Below are 19,281 nucleotides of genomic sequence, written 5' to 3'. Positions count from 1 at the left end.
AGTGCCCCCCGTATCCGGCCGAGCGGGAGTACATCCTGCGCAGCCTCGAGCGCACCGAGCGCTGGCTGGCGCGCTGCCTGAACGTGAAGTCCAGGTCTGAGCAGGCGCTGTTCGCGATCGTGCAGGGTGGCGTGCACGAGGACCTGCGGGAACGCAGTCTGGAACTCACGCTGCCGTACGACACGCCTGGCTTCGCACTGGGTGGACTGGCGGTCGGTGAACCCAAAGAGGAGATGTACCCGGCGGTGGCGTTCACGGCCGGGCGTCTGCCCGAGCACAAGCCCCGCTACCTGATGGGCGTGGGTCACCCGGAGGATCTGGTGGCGGGTGTGGCGCTGGGGGTGGACATGTTCGACTGCGTGTATCCGACGCGCACGGGCCGCTTCGGGTACGCCCTGACGGACGAGGGGCGGCTGAACATGAACTCCAGTGCGCCCCGCACCTCCATGGAGCCCCTGGATTCAGGGTGTGACTGCTACGCCTGTCGTAACTACACACGTGCGTATCTGGCGCACCTGATCCGCGCCGAGGAGATGCTGGGGCCGCGCATGCTGTCGCTGCATAACCTGCGGTACCTGCACCGCCTGATGGAACGGGCCCGCGCGGCGATTCAGGCAGGGGAATTCCACGCCTGGGCGTCGGCCTGGGCCGCGCGGTACTTCCGTCAGGGTGTGCCGCAGTGGTTCCAGATTGCTCTGGAGACAGGACAGAACCAGGAGAGCCAGAAGTCCCAATCGTGACCACTGGCACGTAGAAAGATCAAGTCCGGTGGCCTTTGTAGAACCTTCATGCTCTGGTCAGAGATCGGTCATGTGCGATGAAATCGCGCTTTTAGGCCATTCTCAGGGTTGACCGGGTCTCTTTCATGCCTGTATCATCCGCCTGATCTGACACTTCTGAACCGACAGGCAAAGAATGTCAGGTTGCGCGAAAGAACACGGGAACGGCGAACCACTCCGGGAGAGGAAACCCGGCAACTCGCCCCACCGTCACCTTCAGAGCCGCAGAACGTGCTCCGCCGCGCGACGACCTTTTTGGGGGTTCATATGAAGAAAAGCCTGCTCGTTCTCACCGCCGCGCTGTCCTTCGGCGCCGCCGCCGCCCAGACGGCCGCGACCGCCAGCGCACCCCAGGTGCCCGCACTGACCGACGTCCCCGCTGGTCACTGGGCCAAGGACGCCATCGACCTGCTCGTCAGCAAGGGCATCCTCCTCGGCTACCCCGACGGCACCTTCCGCGGCACGCAGAACCTGACCCGTTACGAAGCCGCCGTGATCATCGCCCGCCTCCTGGGCCAGATCAAGACCGGTGAAACCAGCGTCAGCACGATGGACGAGGAAACCCTGACCGCGCTGCAGAACGCGATCCAGGAACTCGCCGCCGACCTCGCCGCCCTCGGCGTGCGTGTCAGCGACCTGGAAGAGAACGCCGTCAGCCGCGACGACTTCGCCCGCCTCGAAGAGCGCGTCGAGATGCTCGCCGCCGCCAGTGGCGACGCCGAAGCCCTCGCCGGCCTCACCAGCCAGATCGACGACCTGACCGCCCGCGCCGACGACTACGACACCCTCCGTGCCGACGTCGACGACAACGCCAGCCAGATCGCCGCCCTGAACGACCTGACCGTCCTCCTGAACCAGGACATCCTGAACCTCCAGGACCGCGTCAGCGCCGTCGAAGCCGCCCAGGCCGACCTCGTCGCCCGCGCCGACTTCGATGCCCTCGGCGGCCGCGTCACCACTGTCGAGACCAAGGTCACCAGCCTCGACAACCGCGTCGCCCAGCTCGAGAAGTACGCCTTCAGCATCTCCCCCAGCCTGAGCGCCACCTACTACGTGGCCCGTGCCAACCGCAACATGGACCTGGACCGTCTGATCCCCGGCACCGTGTTCACCACCGGCACCGACGGCAACGCCACCACGGTCGACACTGCTGTCGACTACGCCGACCTGACCGGTGGGCGTGTGCTTGTGGGCAATGGCACGATTGTGCTCCCTGCAAACCCGACTGCTGCGCAACGCGCTGACGCTGAAGCCGTTGCCGCCTCTAGCTTCTACGGCTTCAGCACTGCTGCGGCTACGCCCGTCGCCGTCGAAGGTCAGACCACCCTGAGCTTCGGCATCACCTTCGGCAACAGCGGCAAGTTCGACACCGCCCGCAGCGACGTCAGCGGCGCCTACGTCCCCGGCCCTGGCGGCCTGAACGTCAACAGCGTCGACGTCAGCTTCGGCATCCGCGCCGGCCTGCCTACTGCAGACAGCCGTTACCCCGACGTCGTGCAGGACGGCACCACCTACCGTCCCCTGTTCTTCTACTTCAACCAGGCCACCACCAAGTTCACCGTCGGCAACGCGCCTGTCACCGTGACCTTCGGCAAGGCCCTGAAGTTCAAGTTCGCTGACTACATCGGTGACAACGACGCCGTGGGCCGTGGTGACGGGTACATCGTCAGCGTGGACGGCAGCACCCTGCCCGTGATCGGCGCCTTCAAGCCTATGATCACCGGCGTGTACGGCAGCCGCGGCGGCGCCAACACGGACGGCCTGTACTACCGCGGTGTGCGCGCCGAGATCACCCCCGTCGGCACCCTGAAAGCTGGCCTGAACTACATGCAGGAAGGCCGCGACGCGTACGGCACCGGCGTGGCAAACACCGCTGCCACGACCCTGGCGACCGGCGTTGCAGACAACCCTGCCACCCTCGTCAACGAAGCCGTTGCCGGCACGGCCAGCACGGTGATCAACGACGTGACGGCGTTCGGCGCTGACCTGCACGGCACCGTCGCCGGCTGGCAGCTGGACAGTGAGTACGCCACCAGCCGCGTGACCGGCACCACCTTCACCCCCACCGCCCCCGGCGCTGCTCCCACCACCGCGACGGCCACCACGGTGGAGAACGCTTTCTACGCCCGCACCAGCGGCACCCTGGGCCCGGTGAAGGTGTACACCCTGAACTACCGCACCGTCAGCGCCGGCTACGACGCCGTGGCAGGCGTGATGGAAGCCAACCCCCTGGCGACCAACAGCACCGCTCCCTACGGCGCGGGCCGCACCGGCTTCGGCGTGAAGGCCAAGGCCGACATCCTGGGTCTGGTGAACGTGGGTGGATACGTTGATAACAGCGTGGCCTACGGCAAGAGCCCCCTGAACACCGCTAGCGAGCCCAGCGCGATCGTGGACCGTGGCGTGGCCGGCAAGGTCAGCCTGTTCAACCTGGTGACCGTCCGCGGCGGGTACTACGAGTACCTGACCGGCACCCAGGCGCCCGTGGCTGCGGCCTTCCAGGCGAAGAACGGCGTCCGCACGGCTGTCCGCGCTGACCTGGGTCTGCCCCTGGGCTTCAGCTTCGGCGCCTTCTACCGCAACGTCTCCACCGACGGTCGCCTGCGCGCCAACAGCGACAGCGGTCTGTTCGCCAACAGCGTCGCGTATAACAGCAACGAGTTCGGCCTGAGCACCAGCGAACTGGACTCTGGCACTTGCGGCACCGCCACCACCAGCGTCTGCTACAGCGAGTACGGCTTCGAAGCCAAGCACAACGGCAAGGACGCCGCCGCGCTGGTCAAGGGCCTGGACCTGACCCTGGGTTACGCTTCCCGCTACCGCGCGGCCACCAACGGCTACACCAACCAGGTCGTGTACGGCAGCGCCGCGTACGACACCAAGCTGGGCGTCGCCGCCATCAAGCTGAACGCGGGCTTCAACAACAGCACCTTCGCGGACAGCGAGCGGAACAGCACCGCCACCCTGGCGAACACCACCTCCTTCAACGGCAGCGTGGATGTCAAGACCGATGCCCTGAACACCGTCTTCAAGCCCAGCTTTGAGGCCTACGTCAAGGGCCAGAGCAAGAGCTACGACTACGGCACCGCCACCGGCGCCGCAGCCGACTTCACCGCCAGCGACGTGCTGTACCGCGTGGGCGTCAAGCTGAACGAGTTCCTGCTCCCCAACACCAAGCTGGCCGTGTACTACGCCGGCTACCAGGGCACGAACCGCGCCTACGCCCCTTACGTGGCTGCCTTCAACGCCGACGGTAGCTCTGCCGCAGGTACCGCTGGTGCGTTCATCGACCAGTACAACGGCAACCGCACCGTCAGCCAGGACCTGCTGTACGTGGAAGGCAACTACTACGACCTCAGCTTCGGGTACGGCTACGGCAACCTGCGCCTGCGTGAAAGCAACGGCGCCGCGGTCGCCGGCGCGGCCGACGCCAAGGGCAACGTCTTCAAGATCAGCTACAAGGTCAAGTTCTAAACCTAACCAGCTGAATGAACTCCCCGCCCCGTGCGGGGGGTTCTCTTTTGATGTTGTGCGGGCAGGTCGGCGTTTCCGGAATGGCAAATCGGTAGAATCGCCACATGATTGCTGTGTTTGGTCACCTGAACCCCGATACTGATGCCATCACGGCCGCGCTGGTGTACGCGCGGCTCCTGACCCGCCAGGGCGTAGACGCGACCGCGTACCGCCTGGGCGACCTGAATTTCGAGACGGCGTTTGTCCTTGAGCAGGCCGGGGTGGACGCTCCGGCGCTGCTGCCTGAACTGCCCGCTGGTGCGGCGGTGGCGCTGGTGGATCACAACGAGAGCGCCCAGTCCGCCCCGAACCTCGCGGAGCTGAATGTCACGCGCGTCGTGGATCACCACAAGCTGGGCGACCTGACGACCGCACAGCCGCCCTACCTGCGCTTCGAGCCGGTCGGCTGCACGGGGACGATCCTGCTGAAACTGCACCGCGAGGCGGGCTTACCCGTGGAGGCGCTGGACGCCCGACTGATGCTCAGCGCGATCCTGAGTGACACGCTGCATTTCCGCAGTCCCACCACAACCCAGGAGGACCGGGACGCCGTGGCGTTCCTGGCGCCCGTGGCGGGGATTGAGGACGTCGAGGCGTACGCGCTGGCGATGTTCGCCGCGAAGAGCGATCTAGGGGACACTCCGGCGGACACGCTGCTGCGCATGGACTACAAGGTGTTCCCGTTCGGTGGCGTGGCCGCGCCGCACAGCTGGGGCATCGGCGTGATCGAGACCACCAACCCCGGGTACGTGTTCGGGCGTCAGGCGGAACTGCTGGCCGCGATGGATCAGGCCAAGGCGCAGGACGGCCTGAGCGGCGTGCTGCTGAGCGTGGTGGATATCCTGAACGAGACGAACCGTACGCTGGTCCTGAGTGCCACCGAGGAGAAGGTGCTGCGCGAGGCCTTCGGCGCGGGCGTGGACGGTCAGGTGGCGGACCTGGGTGGCCGGATCAGCCGCAAGAAGCAGATTGTGCCGACGTTGGAGGGGTACTTCGCGCCGCAGGGCTGACCCCCGCTGAACTGGAGGCCCGTTTCCTGCATGGGGGCGGGCCTCCTCGTGTTCGCGCGCCCTATGCTGGGCGGATGACTGATTCTGGTGGTCCCTCGGGTGACTTGGCTTGGGTGTTCGCGCGGCAGCGCTTCGGGATGCAGCCCGGCCTGGGACGGGTGGAGGCGCTGCTGTCGCGCCTGGGTGACCCGCAGCGGGCCTTCCGGACGGTGCTGGTGGGCGGCACGAACGGCAAGGGCTCCACGGCGGCGTCCCTAGCGGCCATGCTGCGCGCCGGGAGCGTCCGGGCGGGCCTGTTCACCAGTCCGCACCTGACGCGCTTCACCGAGCGCTTCGTGGTGGACGGCGCGGAACTCCCGGAGGCGGAGGTCGCGGCGGCCCTCGCGGAGTTGCGACCGCACGCGGAGGAGGTCGGCGCGTCGTTCTTCGAGGTCATCACGGCGCTGGGCGCAGAGCTGTTCCGCCGGGCGGGCGTGGAGGTCGCGGTGATGGAGGTCGGCCTGGGGGGGCGGCTGGACGCCACGAACGCCCTCGATCCGGTCCTGAGCATCCTGACGAACGTGGGCCTGGATCACACCGAGGTGCTGGGCGACACCCACGGGGCCATCGCGCGGGAGAAGGCGGGCATCCTGCGCGCGGGACGTCCGGCGGTGACGGGTGTGGCGGCCGACCTCCGGCCCATCCTGCGCGTGGAGGGCGCGGCCCTGTGGGCGCTGGGTGAGGAGGCACACCTGAGCGTTCAGGGGCGCGGCTGGGACGGCTCCGAAGTCACGGTGGACAGCCCGGCGGGGACGGTCATGCTGCGCACGCCGCTGCTGGGCGCGCACGGCGCGGCGAACGCTGGACTGGCGGCGCTGGCGGCCCTGCGCCTGGGGCTGAGCCCCGAGGCGGTGCAGGCGGGCGCGCAGGCGACGCAGTGGCCGGGCCGCCTGGAGGTGATTCCCTGGCGCGGCACGCGGGTGCTGCTGGACGGCGCACACAACCCGGACGGCGCGCAGGCGGTCGCAGCGGCCCTGCGGGAGCTTGGCGTGGACCGGTTGCCGCTGGTGTTCGGCGCGGCGGGCGATAAGGACCTCGCAGGGGTTGCGTGGGCCCTGCGGCCCCTGGCGTCCGAGGTGATCCTCACGCGGGCCGCGCTGAGCCCCCGCGCGGCGGACCCGGCCAGCCTTGCGCCCCTCTTCCCGGACGTGCCGCTGACGGCCACGGATCACCCGCAGGCGGCGCTGGACGCACTGGCGGTCCTGCGCGCCCCGCAGGCGCTGGTGTGCGGCAGCCTGTACCTGCTGGGCGAGGTCCGCCCCCTTTTGCTGGGGGAGGACAGCGAGGACCGCGAACGCTGGCAGTGACTGCCCGTCGACCTCCGCCAGATGGCGGATCGGGCGGCGCGGCACGCTACCCTGGCGGGTGATGACCACCTTCGATGAACTGAGCCGCCGCCTGGGTCGGGTGAGCGACCTGGGTGCCGCCGCGAGCCTGCTGTCCTGGGAGCAGGAGACCTCCATGCCGCCCGAGGCGGCCCGCGTGCGCGGCCTGCAACTGGCGACCCTGGCGGGCCTCTCGCACGAGCTGTTCACCGCGCCCGAGACCGGCGCGCTGCTGGACGGCGTGCAGCCCAACGGGGACACGCAGGCGGCGGTCGTGCGGGTTGCGCGGCAGGACTACGCGAAGGCGACCCGCCTCCCGACCGCGTTCGTGGAGGAACGCACCCGCGCGCAGAACGAGGCGCATCACGCCTGGGTGCACGCCCGTGAGCACAGCGACTTCGCCAGCTTTGCGCCGTACCTAGAGCGCATGATGGACCTCACGCGCCGTCAGGCCGACCTGCGCGGCTTTGAGGATCACCCCTACGACGCCCTGATCGACGACTACGAGCCCGGCATGCGCGCCGCGCAGGTGCAGAGCGTGTTCGCGGACCTGCGGGACCGCACGCTGCCGCTCCTGGAGAAGATCCGCGCCGCCGGGGACGCCGCCGACTACAGCGTCCTGACCCGCCCGTTCCCCGCCGGGGCACAGAAAGAGTTCGCGTGGCGCGTGGCGGGCGAGGCGTTCGGTCTGACCGGTGAGTTCGCGCGGCAGGACGAGAGCGCGCACCCGTTCCAGTCGAACTTCAGCCGCAGCGACATCCGCATCACGACCCGCGTCGAGGCGTACTGGCCCGCGTGCCTGTTCGGCACGTGGCACGAGACCGGGCACGCCATGTACGAGCGCGGCGTGCACGACCGCTGGGAGCGCACCCCGGTGTCCGCCGGGGCGAGCCTGGGCGTGCACGAGAGCCAGTCGCGGATGTTCGAGAACCTGCTGGGCCGCAGCCTGCCGTTCTGGCAGCGCTACTTCCCGCAGCTGCAGGAGGCCGCGCCGCAGGTCACGGCGGGCCTGGACGCGGCAGCGCTGTACCGAGCCGTGAACCGCGTGCAGCCCAGCCTGATCCGCGTGGAGGCCGACGAGGTCACCTACAACTTCCACGTGATGCTGCGCTTCGAACTGGAACTCGCGCTGCTGGAGGGCAGCCTGAGTGTCCGCGACCTGCCCGAGGCGTGGAACGCGAAGATGCAGGCGTACCTGGGCCTCACGCCCCCCGACGACGCGTCGGGGGTGCTGCAGGACATCCACTGGTCGGCGGGATTGATCGGGTACTTCCCGACATACACGCTGGGGAACCTCCTGAGCGTGCAGCTGCTGGAGGCTGCCCGCCAGGACGCCGGGGTCGCGGCGGGCATTGACCGCGCCGAGTACGGACCGCTGCGCGCGTGGCTGGTCGAGCAGGTGCACCAGCATGGCCGCAGCCTGACGCCCGCCGAGCTGACCGTGCAGGCCACCGGACGGCCCCTGAGTGCCGATCCGTATGTGGCGTACCTGACGCGCAAGTACGGCGAGATCTACAGCCTGAGCTGAGGGGAAAAGAGGGCGCCCCGACCGTTGACTGGTCGGGGCGCTCTCTCCGGTGTTGGCGCTGTTGTGTTGGCTTACACGGCCTGACGGCGCTGGGCGTTCGTGACGAGGTACGCGCGGGCGGAGTTCAGCCACGTCTGCGCGAGGTCGCTGTGGGGGTGCTGGCGCTCACGCAGCGCCTGGACGCTGAGGTTCAGCTGGCGTTCGACGCGGCGGACGGCGCCCAGGCCGCCCTCGTTCTCGACCTCGATCAGGGTGTTCAGGAGGGTAGTGGGGTGGGCGTAGCCGACGCGGATGCTTTCAGCGATGGTGTCCAGGGCGCGCATGGGGGGACTCCTTCCCGCCCGGGCGGGGCGGCGAGGCGAGCAGGGTGAAATTCTGCTGTGGGCGAATCCTTCTTGTGATTACGATCTTAGCAGAGGGGATCGTGAAGGGCAAGAAGGGTTAATCCTTATTCTGTCTTGACCGTAGCGAGGGGCGGTGTTACACTCCAACCAAGGCTCCCGTATTCTGCCCACAGGCAAACCCTGGGACAGGCAACCGGAACCCCAGGCGGCACGCGCCCCCCAGCCCCCAGCGGGCCGGTCCAGGCGTGAGGCCACGCCGCAGCTGAGGAGGTGAAACATGAAACTGCACGAAAGACTCCGCGAACTGCGCAGCGAACGCGGGCTGCGGCTCAAGGACGTCGCCGAGACCGCCGGGATCAGCGTCCCGTACCTCAGCGACCTCGAACGTGGCCGCACCAACCCCAGCCTGGAGACCCTCCAGACCCTGGCCGGCGCGTACGCGATCACCGTTCACGACCTGCTCGAAGGGGTCGAGTTCTACGGTGCGTCCACCGAGGGCGCGCTGCCCAAGGGCCTCGCCGACCTAGTCGCCGACCCCACCCTGGGCCCGCAGATCACGCCCGACTGGGTCCGCACCCTGTCCCGCATTGAACTGCGCGGCAAACGCCCCCGCGACAAGCAGGACTGGTACGAGATCTACCTGCACCTCAAACGCATCCTGAACTGACGTTCAGTGCCAATAGCCCCCCACCTACACGGGTGGGGGTTTCTTGTCGTCATCGCACTCAGCTCGCACTCAGGCGGCCTGCGGCTCCATTGGGCTGCCCGTCCGGGTCAGCAGCAGGGTGCCCGCGCCCCAGGTACCCCCCACCAGTGCCAGCGCGAATGCCAGCGGTGGGAGGCTCAGGCTGGCGGCCACCGCACTCAGACCTACCAGCGCGCCCACTGCGTCCGGGACGGGCAGCCCGGCGCGGTACGCCAGCGCGCGGCCCGCGTCGTACGCACTGACGCTCAGACCCACGGCGATCAGCAGCACCGCCAGCGCCGCCGCCAGCAGCGCCGGGCCCAGCAGACCCGCCAGCGCCAGTCCGCCCGCCGGGCCCAGCAGCGCTGCCAGGGACAGCACGCCCAGCGCCAGCGTCCTCACCGGCGCGTGCCGCTGGCGCCGCGCGAGCAGTGGCGCGAGACCCGACACGAACAGCAGCAGCAGCGCCCCACCGGTCAGGCCCACGAACACCTGCGGCCACGCCGCACTGCCCAGCCAGCCCAGGACCGGGCGGAACGCGGCGGCCGTCACGGCCCCCAGCCCGCTCGGCGCCTGGATCTCGCGGGCGGCGCTGTCACCGGGCACCTGCCCCAGCAGGGCCGTGACGGTCCCACCCACCTGCGCGCCCTCCTCGCGGTGGATGTCGCCGAGCAGGGTCACCACCTCGCCCTCCACCTGGGCGTCGGGGGCCAGCACGATATTCCCGCCCGCCGCGAGCACGTTGCCCTTCACAGTCCCGTGCACGACCACGTCCCTCCCGAAACTGACTGTGCCATGTGTCACCACCCCGTACAGGGCCGGGAGGGTCAGCGCGGCACTCACGGCGAAGGCCAGCCCCCCGAACCGCTGCGCGGCGGGTGCGGGCCGCCACGTCACGGCGGCGCTCGTCACGAGCAGCAGCAGTAGCCCCACACCCGCCAGCGGCGACACCTGCGCCAGCAGCGTCTGGAGTACCAGCGCGCCCGCCGCGAGGTTCGGCCACGCGGTCGAGACGGCCAGCAGCGTCAGCGCCACGAGCAGTGACACCACCATGATCAGCGGCGCCGGGTTGCGCGGCCGGTTCCCGATCAACGCGGCGGCTGCGGCCGGAGCGGGCGACAACTGCTCTGGCGGGGTGTGGCGCACCTGCTGCGCGACGGCGGCCGCGATACTGCCCGGCAGCGCGGGGACTGGCACCCCCAGCGTGCGGTCCAGCCGCAGGTCCTGAACCACGCTCGCCGCGACCGAACGGGGCAGCGGCGGCGGGGTCAGCTGCGCGCCCAGCCGGACGTCGCGGGTCACGCTGGCCGCTACACTGCCGGGCATCGCGGGCGCGCGGGCCAGGACCTGCTCCAGCCGCACGTCCCGCGCGACCGCTGCCGCCACACTACGGGGTAGGGGGGGCCGGGACAGGGCAGACACCGGGGCCAGCCGCGCCGACAGCACCACCTCCGCCGCCACCTGTGGGGCGACCGTGTGGGACAGGGGAGGGGAGACCAGCCGCGCGGACAGGTGCACCTCGCGCGCCACGTCCGCCGCCACGCTGCGGGGCAGAAATGGCGGCGCCTGAAGGACAGCCGTCACCCGCGCCAGCCGCTCACGCTGCGCCTGCACCTCGGCCGGGAGGGCGCGCAGCAGCTCGGTCTCGGCGGGGGTCAGGTCACCGTCCGCCTCGCGGTGCAGCAGCTCCAGCCACGCCCGCCCGTCCCCCGATCGAAGAGTCTCCACGCCCATACGGTGCCTCTACGTTCAACCTTCGCCAGAAGTTCCCGGCGCGCCGCCCGGGCCACCCGCCGGGGGGGTCACGTAGTCGCCGCTCTTGCCGCCGCTCTTGCCCAGCAGACGCACACCCGTCACCTCGATGGCCTTGCTGGCCGCCTTGAGCATGTCGTACACGTTCAGCGCCGCGACCGTCACCGCCGTCAGGGCCTCCATCTCCACGCCGGTCGGAGCGGTCGTGCGGACCTGCGCCCACACGTACACCCCAGCCTCCTCCAGCGTCACGCGCACGTCCGCGCCCGACACCGGAATGGGGTGGCACAGCGTCACCAGATCCGCCGTGCGCTTGCAGCCCGCCAGCCCAGCCAGCCGCGCCACCGTCAGCGGGTCACCCTTCGGGTTGGTGCCCGCCTCCAGCGCGGATCGCGCCTCGGGCGGCAGGCGCACCCAGGCTTCCGCCGTGGCCTCACGCGCCGTGGCGACCTTCTCCGAGACGTCCACCATGCGCGGCAGCCCGTCCCGGAAATGCGTCAGCTCGGGCACCTCAGTCCTCTGGGAGCTTCAGGTCCGCCAGCGCCGCGAACGGATTCTGCTTCGCGTGCAGTGACCCCGCCGGGGTGCCCAGTTCGTCGTCGATCTCCTCGACCGGCACCTGCGCCATGTGCTCGCACGGCCCCTCGTTCAGGTCATGCCCGCACACCTGACATAGCCCCTTGCAGGCCTCGTCGTGCAGCACGCTCAGCGGCGCACTCAGCAGGGTCGTCTCCGCGAGGTACGCGCTGAGGTCTAGGTCCGGATCGCCGAACACCAGCACCTCCTCACCGGTGTCGGCCTCCTCCAGGTACGGCTGTTCCGCCGAGGGCTCGTAGCGCATCAGGGTGCCCAGCTGCACGTCTACGGGCACCTCCACGTCGCGCAGGCAGCGGGCGCACTCCATGATCAGCACCGGCTCGAACGAGCCCTGCAGATACATCTCCGAGCCGCCCAGCGTGTTGACCGACACCTCGAAAGGCGCCGGGGACGCGAAGCGCAGGGTGTGCAGCTGCCCGCCCTGCTCGTACTGGAGGTGATCAAGGTGCCCTTCTGCCTGCGCGCGTCGTCCAGCGTGGACCGCATCAGCGCACCCAGGTGAATCCGAGGTGAATCCGTCATGCCCCCATCATAGGCCCGCGCGGCTGACAGAACCCTGCCCCGCACCGCAAAACACCCGGCGCGGAGGGGTGAGGTCAGGCGAGTTCGACGAGGCTGGCGTCACTGATGGTGAGCTTGTGCGTGCGGGGCACCGTGCGGCCTCCACGCACCTGGGCACGCACGCCGATCAGGCAGTCCTGCAGGCGTTTGCTGACGTTCTCGATCTGCGCGCCCTCGTCCACCACGCTGTGCTCGACCTCCGCACCACGAATCACCGAGTTCGCGCCGATGCTCGTGAACGGCCCGATGTACGCGTCCTCAATCACCACGCCCTCACCCAGCATGACGGGTCCGACGATCTTGCTGCGGATCACCCGGGCCGACGCGGGCATCACCACCCGCCCCGTGATCCTGGAGTCGGTCACCTCGCCCTGCACGTCGTCCTGCAGTCGCTCGAGGAGCAGACGGTTGGCATCGAGCAGATCGGCAGGGCGGCCGGTGTCCTTCCACCAGCCCTGCACGGCCTGACCCTGGACGTTCAGGGCGGCGTCGATCAGGCGCTGGATGCCGTCGGTGATCTCGAATTCGCCCCGGGCGGACGGAGGCATGCCGTCGAGCATGTCGAAGATCTCGGGCGTGAAACAGTACAAACCAGCGACGGCGAGGTTGCTGGGGGGATCCTTGGGTTTCTCGACGAGGCGGGTGATGCGGGTGCCGTCGAGCTGGGCGACGCCGAAGGCGGTGGGGTCAGGGACCTCCACCAGGGCGATCAGGGCACTGGGACGGTGCTGCTGGAAGGCGTGGACGAAGGGGGTGGCACCATGCTCGAAGAGGTTGTCGCCGAGGTAGACGCAGAAGTCGTCCTGGGCGACCCAATCGCGGGCGGTGAGGACGGCGTGCCCGAGGCCGAGCTGCTCGTGCTGGTTGATGAGGGTGATCTCCACGTCCGGAAGACCGCGTACAGCGTGTTGAATCTCATCGCGGGTGATGTCGGAGACGACGATGCCGATGTCAGTGATGCCGGCGTGCACGAGGGTGTGGATGGCGTGGGCGATGATGGGCTGACCAGCAACGCGCAGGACCGGTTTGGGACGCGTGTAGGTCAGGGGACGCAGGCGCGTGCCCAGCCCCGCCGCCGGGATGATCGCTTTCATAGCGCGCATTCTACGTCCCGGTCCAAATCTTCTCTCCGCAGGTCATTCACCAGGATGTTATTGTGATCGGTGATCTAGCCTGGCATGGGACCCACTCGCCTATAGTTTTGTCTGTGACCGTCCCAACCACTCTTCGCCCAACCATCCCCAGATGGAACCAAGTGTGGCTGGCACTGCTGGCACCTTTCTACGTTATCTCACCGCTGGCCCTGGCGGGGCTTGCAAGCCTGAAAGCCCTGCCAGGAGCGGCGAAAAATCTTGCTCAGCGTCTTTCTTGCTCAGCCAGCAGCTCCCGGCACTGTTGACGGAAACGCCCCTTCAGGCCAGTCTTTCCTCGTTGATACGCACGTTATTGACCGCTGGGCCTAGTGGGTATTGGCGCCAGCTGGCAGAGCTCCCACCGAATTATGCCGATCAGTGTTGGCCTGGTTCTCGTGATGGGCACAGCTATCCTGATGACACTGACAAGTGGCACTCCTCTACTGTCGAGCCGCCTGTCACACCCCTACATGACCCCCATCACTCTCGGTCTGGCTGGAGCGCTCTGCATCTGGCTCGCGCTATTCGGACAGGCTCACCGCGCCTGGCGGCTCTTCCTCGGGTGTGCCGGTGTCAGCGTCCTCCTCCTTTCCGCGAGTCGGGGCCCCCTGCTGGCTGCGGTCATCGGTGTGGCCGCTGGTCTCCTCGTCCACTCCAGCCGCCGCGTTCTGATGGGCGCAGTCGCCGCCGTCCTGCTTGCTGCGGGGATCTCCACCCTGAGTGTCGGTGAAGGCAACGGCCTCCTGACGAGACTCGTGCAGTCCGACACTAATGGCCGCGACTTAGTGTGGGCCAACGCCCTGTCTGCCTACCAGAGCGCACCTGTGACTGGGGTTGGCCCCTACTTCCTTGGGAGGCACCTGCAGTCACCCGGAACCAGCTGCGAACTCTGGACTGGACCGACCGGCACTCTGACGTGTCCATCCTGGCTTCAGGATATCGGCAGCCCCTGGCTGATCGCTCACAACGGTGCACTGCATCAGATAGCAGAGACGGGGCCACTCGGGCTATCCGGTCTGTTCATCCTCATCGGCGCTGTCGTTCTCGTGGCTTGGCGTTCGCGGGACGCTCTGGGGATCGCAGTTCTCAGCGGTCTGCTGGTCGCCAACCTGACCGATAACACTCTCATTGCTCCTAGTGCCTTCTACGCCGAAACCTTCTGGTTGATTGCCGGCGTACAGCTTGCGCGCACACGTGAACTCAAGTTCAGTCAGGGCCTAACTGGCGCAGCACTGCTGGTGGTGCTGGCCTTCCCGGTGTGGGCTGCGGCTCTGTCAGCGCGACCGGCCCCACCCGGTGCCCTCCTGTTTATCCGAGCTCCCGAGTCCGTGAGCATGCCTCAGGGGTATACGATATACACCAGCTGGCGCCTACTTCCCGGGCAGTACCGACTGGTGCTGCGCAGCTGCCTGCAGAGCTGCGCGCCTGTACAGGTCACCTCAATTGACACGCATGGTCGGGAAACGATCAGTCTTGAGATCACAGGTCCCATCCGGAACGTCCCAGTACAGACCCTGCAACTCCAGCTGTACCCTGCCATTTCAGGAACAGACGCTCTTCCCCTGGCAACCCATGAATGGTCTGTGAGCCTTCGCCGATGAAGCCGCATCTGAAGCCACTGACGTTCTTGGCACTGCTGTTGCCGGTGGGGATTAGTGCTTTGGTGGCGTGGCAGGCCGCCCGGCTGCCTCTGAAGAGTACTATCCTGTTGCCTGCACCTCTCCCCCCCTGCGAGCTTCCGCTCCAGTTCAGGGTGGCTTTCCCAAAGACTGAACCGTCCCTGCTGCCATTCAGTAAGTCCCGGGGCTACACCTTCATGAGCAACGGCTGGCTCAGCGGGGAATCCTGTCAGAAGGGCACACTCGTTATTGCCGGTCAGGGCCAAGAGGCCGGCGGGGCCGCCCCTGTATTACAGGTGGCGCTTGACTCGAAGGTTATCTGGTCTGGGGAGTTCACGGCACCCACCACCATTCGAGTTCCCGTTCCCGCACCAGGACGTCTGACATTGGGTTACTTCAACGATTTCTACCGTTCTGAGTACCGTAATGCGTCCCTTAGAGGATGTCCAATTCCGGTCCGAGTCATGTCAGACCTTTGGTCTGGACGTGCCTCCTTCGTCTGGTGGAAGCTGGAATGTTCAGACACGCAGTCTGGTGTGGTTGTTCAAAGAACCTGTCACCATACGACCCTGTGGCGCAGGTCTCCTGACATTCAGGGCCAGTGGACGAGAAGCAGCGCAGGCCTTTGCAACGCTCACGTTCAGGCAGGGAGGCCAGGAGATTAGGCAGCTGCCGCTGACCGGTCAACCTCAGCAGGTGTCGCTGCACCTGAATGCTGAACTTCTTGAGATCCAGATTACTAACCCCTACTTCCGTGAACTGGGTGATCGGAACCTGACTATCAACAGTGTGGACTTCATCCCAGCTCCTTGAAGATGAAGGCTGGTGACTGCACAAGCATTAAGTTCGCATCCAACGATTCGTCCTGATAGAAATTCCGGCAGCTCAGAGGCATTCATTGAAGGTAAGTTCAGTGCCGCAAAAAAAGGGGCTCGAATGTCGGCCACACCAAATAAAGGCAGAGGCACCAAGATCATGATCATGGTGGATGCGAGCGGCATGCCGCTCGCCTTACACACCTGCAGTGCCCGACCTGCGGAAGTCGAGTTGGTGCAGTACACGCTGGACGCCTCGTTCGGGATGCCGCTCCTGCAACGACTGATTGGGGATAAAGTTTATGACAGTGACGGGCTTGATGTGCAGTTGGCCGCGCTGGGCATTGAGATCATCGCGCCTGACGTTCACCCTTTGATCGGTCCAGCCCGAATGAGCCCAGCGTACTTCAGCCCGCCAGTTGGCGGGCGAACTCATGTGGCGTGAGGTTCCCAAGAGAGCTGTGGGGACGGACGACGTTATAGTCCCGCCGCCAGATGGCGAGGCTCAGCCTCGCCTGCGGCACGCTCAAGAACCAGTGAACATTCAAGAACTCGTCACGCATCCGACCGTTAAAGCTCTCAATATAGGCGTTCTGAACGGGCTTTCCGGGGTCGATGAAGTGATGGGCGATGCCCTGCGAGTACGCCCACTGATCCAGGGCCCGGCCCGTAAACTCTGGCCCGTTGTCGGTCAGGAGCACTTCGGGTTTTCCGCGTTCCCGAATCGCGTCTGCCAGCAGACGCGCCACGGTGCTCCCGGGGATCGATGTCGACGCATAGCTGAGCACGCATTCCCTCGTGCCGTCGTCTACAACGTTGAGGATTCGGAACCGTTGCCCGTTGGCCAACTGATCACTGACGAAGTCCAGGCTCCAGCGCTCATTCGCTCGTGTCGGCGACGTGAGCGGCAGTCTGGTGTGGGCCTCCCCCTTTCTGCGGGTCTTTTTGCGGACGGCTAAGCCTTCATTCCGGTACACGCGGTAGACGCGCTTGTGGTTAACGGTCTCGCCCTGGCGGCGCAGCAGGATGTGGAGACGCCGATATCCGAACCGGGGACGCTCGCACGCGAGCGTCCTGAGCTTGTCTGCCAGATCACGGTCATCTCTCGTCGCGCGATGACGCTGTGTAGAACGATGAAAACCAAGAACACGGCAGGCTCGCCGCTCACTGATCCCGAACAGGTGCCGCACTTCCTGGATGACCCGTCGTTTGATGGGCGTCTGGACCTGCGGCATCTGTTCGGGACTCACCACTTTCGGCCCACCACCTCCTTCAGGATGCTGTTATCGAGTGCCAGATGCGCCACCAGCTTCTTCAGGCGACGATTTTCTTCTTCCAGCTGCCGAACGCGCTTCGCGTCGTCCTTGGTCATGCCGCCGTACCGTGCCTGCCAGCGGTGAATGGTGGCCTTGGAGACCCCGGACAACCGAGCGACGTCACCGACCGCGGTGCCCGCCTCAACTTGGGCCAAGACATCAAGGATCTCGTTTTCGCTGTACTGCTTGTGCTTCATGACCCCTCCCTGGAGACGATCTTGTCTCATTCGGAGTGGGCCGACCAATTGGGGTCACGTCACGCCCAATCGACGAAATCGTCGGCAGATGCAGGACGACCGTCCCTTGCGGCACTGGAAAGTAGAACGGATGATCGCCCAGCTGCCGAGCTTCCGGAGGGTTTGAACGGGTAATGAGGTGAAGGCAGACAACTTCCTCAGGATGGCTCAGCTGGCCTGCAGCATGCTGCTGCGCGCATTTTCCGGATGACTTCTACCTTACCTGACCGAATTTATTTTCCGGAATCAAACGCGCCAAGTCCGTCCGGATGGCGTCCGGGTTTGGCTGTGCGGCATGTTCAGCCAGAAGTCGCAGCTCCCGATCAATGAGTTCTGTGTCGACTGGAGCAAGTTTCGCGCTGAAGATTTCCATGTGAGTCGTGGCATCAATGCCTTCACTGGTAGTCATCAACTCCTCGTACAGTTTCTCACCGGGACGAATGCCGCTGAAGACCACATCAACGTTTGTTGCGCCACTCAGCCGGATCACGTCACGCGCCAGATCGGCAATCTTGACTGGATCCCCCATGTTCAGAACGTAGACTTTACCGTTCTCGGCCAGACCACCAGCCTGCAGGACCAGCCGCGACGCTTCAGGAATGGTCATGAAGTACCGCACCATGTCCGGGTGAGTCACGGTGATCGGCCCTCCTGACCGGATCTGCGCCATGAAGGTCGGCACGACGCTACCCCGGCTTCCCAGAACATTGCCGAAGCGTACGGAGACAAAGGCTTGGTGTGGCTGCGCACGTGCGGCACCTGCCGAGACGACCATCTCCGCTACCCGTTTGGAGGCACCCATGACACTGGTCGGGTTCACAGCCTTGTCTGTGGAAACATTAACTAGACGGAGGGTGCCGTATTCCAGACAGAGATTGACGACGTTCCGGGTACCCATAACGTTGTTCAGGATCGCTTCAGAGGGCGTGCGCTCCATGAGAGGAACGTGCTTGTGGGCAGCTGCATGAAACACCACTTCTGGGCGGTATTCCTCAAACACGGCGCGCAGTCGTGCCTCATCGCGCACGTCACCGATCAAGGCGATCTTCTCGACCTCCTGAAAGGACCGTGTCAATTCCTGTTGGATACTGAAGATACTGTTTTCGCCTCGTCCAAAAAGCAAGATTATGCGGGGTTCAAAGGGGACAAGCTGCCTCACAAGTTCTGAACCTATGCTGCCCCCAGCTCCTGTGACGAGGATCACCCGGTCTTTGAGATAGCCGGCGATCTCAGAGGTATTAAGTTGCACCGGAGGTCGTCGTAATAAATCCTCGACATTCACATCACGAATCTGATTGATGTTTACGTCACCGGAAAGAATTTCAAACACGCCCGGAATGATCCGGTAACGGACCTGCGCTTCCCGAGCTAAGTCCACCACATGTCGTACGAAATCCCCACTAGCAGAAGGCACGGCAATCAAGACCTCCTGTGCTCCCTCGCGGCTCACGATCTCTGGCAGATCGGCAATGCGGCCAAACACTGGGAGTCCTACAACCAGTTGACGTTGCTTCCCAGCCTCATCGTCCATGAAACCAATAGGTCTGAGCCCCGACTCAGGATGCCTGAGCATTTCCCGAGCAAAGAGGGCGCCTGCACTTCCAGCGCCTACGATCAGGACGCGCCGCTGATCCGGTGTGCCACGGCTACGAACTTTCTCTGCCAGTAAGCGAGAGAGAACGCGGACGCTGCCCATGAGCAACACGCCCAGCACGCCAGACAGCAGCGGAACACTACGGGGTAGCTGCAACCAGCTCTGCAGGATGAAGCCCAGCGCGAACATCACGAGGGTCGATATCATGACAGCGCGCGCCAGCACCATCAGGTCTGGTACACCGACCCGTCTCCAAGTCTGTCTCGGAAGCCGGTAATACCAAGCCGCAACAGCCATGACCACCACACTAAGTCCGATATAGCCCACGACATTCAGAGGAATTCCGAAGGTCACCAACGTCGGTTTCCGGAAGGCATACGCGAAGAGAGCTGCCGCAGCCCATAATGCCAAATCAATGAGGAACTTGATCAATGT

General features: G+C 66.0%; 13 protein-coding genes and 2 pseudogenes (1 of these 15 only partly in view). 8 read left to right on the top strand and 7 right to left on the bottom strand.

From position 1 onward, the window contains the following. The 5 genes from tgt to SY84_RS08035 all read left to right on the top strand — a co-directional run. Positions 1–740, top strand: the 3' portion of a protein-coding gene (gene tgt / locus SY84_RS08055; RefSeq protein WP_046843592.1) for a tRNA guanosine(34) transglycosylase Tgt. It extends 433 nt beyond the left edge of the window; only the last 740 of its 1,173 coding nucleotides appear in the window; its start codon lies off the left edge, out of view; the stop codon is at positions 738–740. 306 nt (positions 741–1,046) lie between these two features. After that, positions 1,047–4,253 (top strand): S-layer homology domain-containing protein, encoded by a 3,207-nt coding sequence (locus SY84_RS17035; protein ID WP_046843591.1) that lies wholly within the window; start codon positions 1,047–1,049, stop codon positions 4,251–4,253. Between the two features lie 104 nt (positions 4,254–4,357). After that, on the top strand, positions 4,358–5,302 hold the full coding sequence (locus tag SY84_RS08045) for a manganese-dependent inorganic pyrophosphatase (protein WP_046843590.1): 945 nt from the start codon (positions 4,358–4,360) through the stop codon (positions 5,300–5,302). Positions 5,303–5,376: 74 nt separating this feature from the next. Beyond that, positions 5,377–6,648 carry a bifunctional folylpolyglutamate synthase/dihydrofolate synthase gene (locus SY84_RS08040; RefSeq protein ID WP_046843589.1) on the top strand — a complete coding sequence of 424 codons (1,272 nt, stop codon included), beginning with the start codon at positions 5,377–5,379 and terminating at the stop codon, positions 6,646–6,648. A gap of 61 nt (positions 6,649–6,709) precedes the next feature. After that, entirely contained in the window at positions 6,710–8,194 is a 1,485-nt protein-coding gene (locus tag SY84_RS08035; protein WP_046843588.1) for a carboxypeptidase M32, read from the top strand. A gap of 71 nt (positions 8,195–8,265) precedes the next feature. Here SY84_RS08035 and SY84_RS08030 read toward each other — a convergent pair whose 3' ends face one another. After that, a complete protein-coding gene (locus SY84_RS08030; RefSeq protein WP_046843587.1) occupies positions 8,266–8,517 on the bottom strand; it encodes a hypothetical protein in 252 nt (83 codons plus the stop codon). A 298-nt stretch (positions 8,518–8,815) separates the two neighbouring features. On the opposite strand from SY84_RS08030, the gene SY84_RS08025 reads away from it, so the two are divergent. After that, the gene (locus SY84_RS08025) at positions 8,816–9,205 is read left to right on the top strand and encodes a helix-turn-helix domain-containing protein (protein WP_046843586.1); all 390 of its coding nucleotides are present in this window, start codon (positions 8,816–8,818) and stop codon (positions 9,203–9,205) included. Between the two features lie 69 nt (positions 9,206–9,274). Here the strand turns inward: SY84_RS08025 and SY84_RS16660 are convergent, their stop codons facing one another. The 4 genes and pseudogenes from SY84_RS16660 to SY84_RS08005 form a co-directional block, all read right to left on the bottom strand. Further along, positions 9,275–10,957, bottom strand: coding sequence for a polymer-forming cytoskeletal protein (locus tag SY84_RS16660; RefSeq protein ID WP_046843585.1), 1,683 nt, complete (start codon positions 10,955–10,957; stop codon positions 9,275–9,277). Positions 10,958–10,972: 15 nt separating this feature from the next. Next, the gene (moaC, locus tag SY84_RS08015) at positions 10,973–11,446 is read right to left on the bottom strand and encodes a cyclic pyranopterin monophosphate synthase MoaC (protein ID WP_046845044.1); all 474 of its coding nucleotides are present in this window, start codon (positions 11,444–11,446) and stop codon (positions 10,973–10,975) included. 40 nt (positions 11,447–11,486) lie between these two features. Continuing rightward, positions 11,487–12,094: pseudogene (locus SY84_RS08010) on the bottom strand (DUF177 domain-containing protein). A 74-nt stretch (positions 12,095–12,168) separates the two neighbouring features. Beyond that, a complete protein-coding gene (locus tag SY84_RS08005) occupies positions 12,169–13,227 on the bottom strand; it encodes a glucose-1-phosphate thymidylyltransferase (RefSeq protein ID WP_046843584.1) in 1,059 nt (352 codons plus the stop codon). A 407-nt stretch (positions 13,228–13,634) separates the two neighbouring features. On the opposite strand from SY84_RS08005, the gene SY84_RS17065 reads away from it, so the two are divergent. Both SY84_RS17065 and SY84_RS16250 read left to right on the top strand, forming a co-directional pair. After that, positions 13,635–14,867, top strand: a complete 1,233-nt coding sequence (locus tag SY84_RS17065) for an O-antigen ligase family protein (RefSeq protein WP_419177404.1) — start codon at positions 13,635–13,637, stop codon at positions 14,865–14,867. A gap of 906 nt (positions 14,868–15,773) precedes the next feature. Next, a pseudogene (locus SY84_RS16250) lies at positions 15,774–16,064 on the top strand (IS5/IS1182 family transposase); the annotation flags it as partial. A 43-nt stretch (positions 16,065–16,107) separates the two neighbouring features. Here SY84_RS16250 and SY84_RS16245 read toward each other — a convergent pair. Together SY84_RS16245 and SY84_RS07990 are read right to left on the bottom strand one after the other, a co-directional pair. Continuing rightward, positions 16,108–17,213 (bottom strand): IS3 family transposase gene (locus SY84_RS16245; RefSeq protein ID WP_157882928.1). Its coding sequence is split into 2 segments (ribosomal slippage): positions 16,108–16,952 and positions 16,952–17,213, totalling 1,107 coding nucleotides; the frame shifts between segments, so codons are not numbered across the junction. A gap of 253 nt (positions 17,214–17,466) precedes the next feature. Further along, positions 17,467–19,278 carry a nucleoside-diphosphate sugar epimerase/dehydratase gene (locus tag SY84_RS07990; RefSeq protein WP_328512062.1) on the bottom strand — a complete coding sequence of 604 codons (1,812 nt, stop codon included), beginning with the start codon at positions 19,276–19,278 and terminating at the stop codon, positions 17,467–17,469. Positions 19,279–19,281 lie beyond the last annotated feature (3 nt).

Source organism: Deinococcus soli (ex Cha et al. 2016) (assembly GCF_001007995.1).
GTDB lineage: Bacteria > Deinococcota > Deinococci > Deinococcales > Deinococcaceae > Deinococcus > Deinococcus soli.
This window is presented reverse-complemented; position numbering and strand designations above follow the sequence as displayed.

What these genes read in the sequence shown, in the direction of transcription:
- SY84_RS17035 (WP_046843591.1), top strand. Translation starts at nt 1,047, where the DNA reads ATGAAGAAAAGCCTGCTCGTTCTCACCGCCGCGCTGTCCTTCGGCGCC.
- SY84_RS08045 (WP_046843590.1), top strand. Translation starts at nt 4,358, where the DNA reads ATGATTGCTGTGTTTGGTCACCTGAACCCCGATACTGATGCCATCACG.
- SY84_RS08040 (WP_046843589.1), top strand. Translation starts at nt 5,377, where the DNA reads ATGACTGATTCTGGTGGTCCCTCGGGTGACTTGGCTTGGGTGTTCGCG.
- SY84_RS08035 (WP_046843588.1), top strand. Translation starts at nt 6,710, where the DNA reads ATGACCACCTTCGATGAACTGAGCCGCCGCCTGGGTCGGGTGAGCGAC.
- SY84_RS08030 (WP_046843587.1), bottom strand. Translation starts at nt 8,517, where the DNA reads ATGCGCGCCCTGGACACCATCGCTGAAAGCATCCGCGTCGGCTACGCC.
- SY84_RS08025 (WP_046843586.1), top strand. Translation starts at nt 8,816, where the DNA reads ATGAAACTGCACGAAAGACTCCGCGAACTGCGCAGCGAACGCGGGCTG.
- SY84_RS16660 (WP_046843585.1), bottom strand. Translation starts at nt 10,957, where the DNA reads ATGGGCGTGGAGACTCTTCGATCGGGGGACGGGCGGGCGTGGCTGGAG.
- moaC (WP_046845044.1), bottom strand. Translation starts at nt 11,446, where the DNA reads ATGGTGGACGTCTCGGAGAAGGTCGCCACGGCGCGTGAGGCCACGGCG.
- SY84_RS08005 (WP_046843584.1), bottom strand. Translation starts at nt 13,227, where the DNA reads ATGAAAGCGATCATCCCGGCGGCGGGGCTGGGCACGCGCCTGCGTCCC.
- SY84_RS17065 (WP_419177404.1), top strand. Translation starts at nt 13,635, where the DNA reads ATGCCGATCAGTGTTGGCCTGGTTCTCGTGATGGGCACAGCTATCCTG.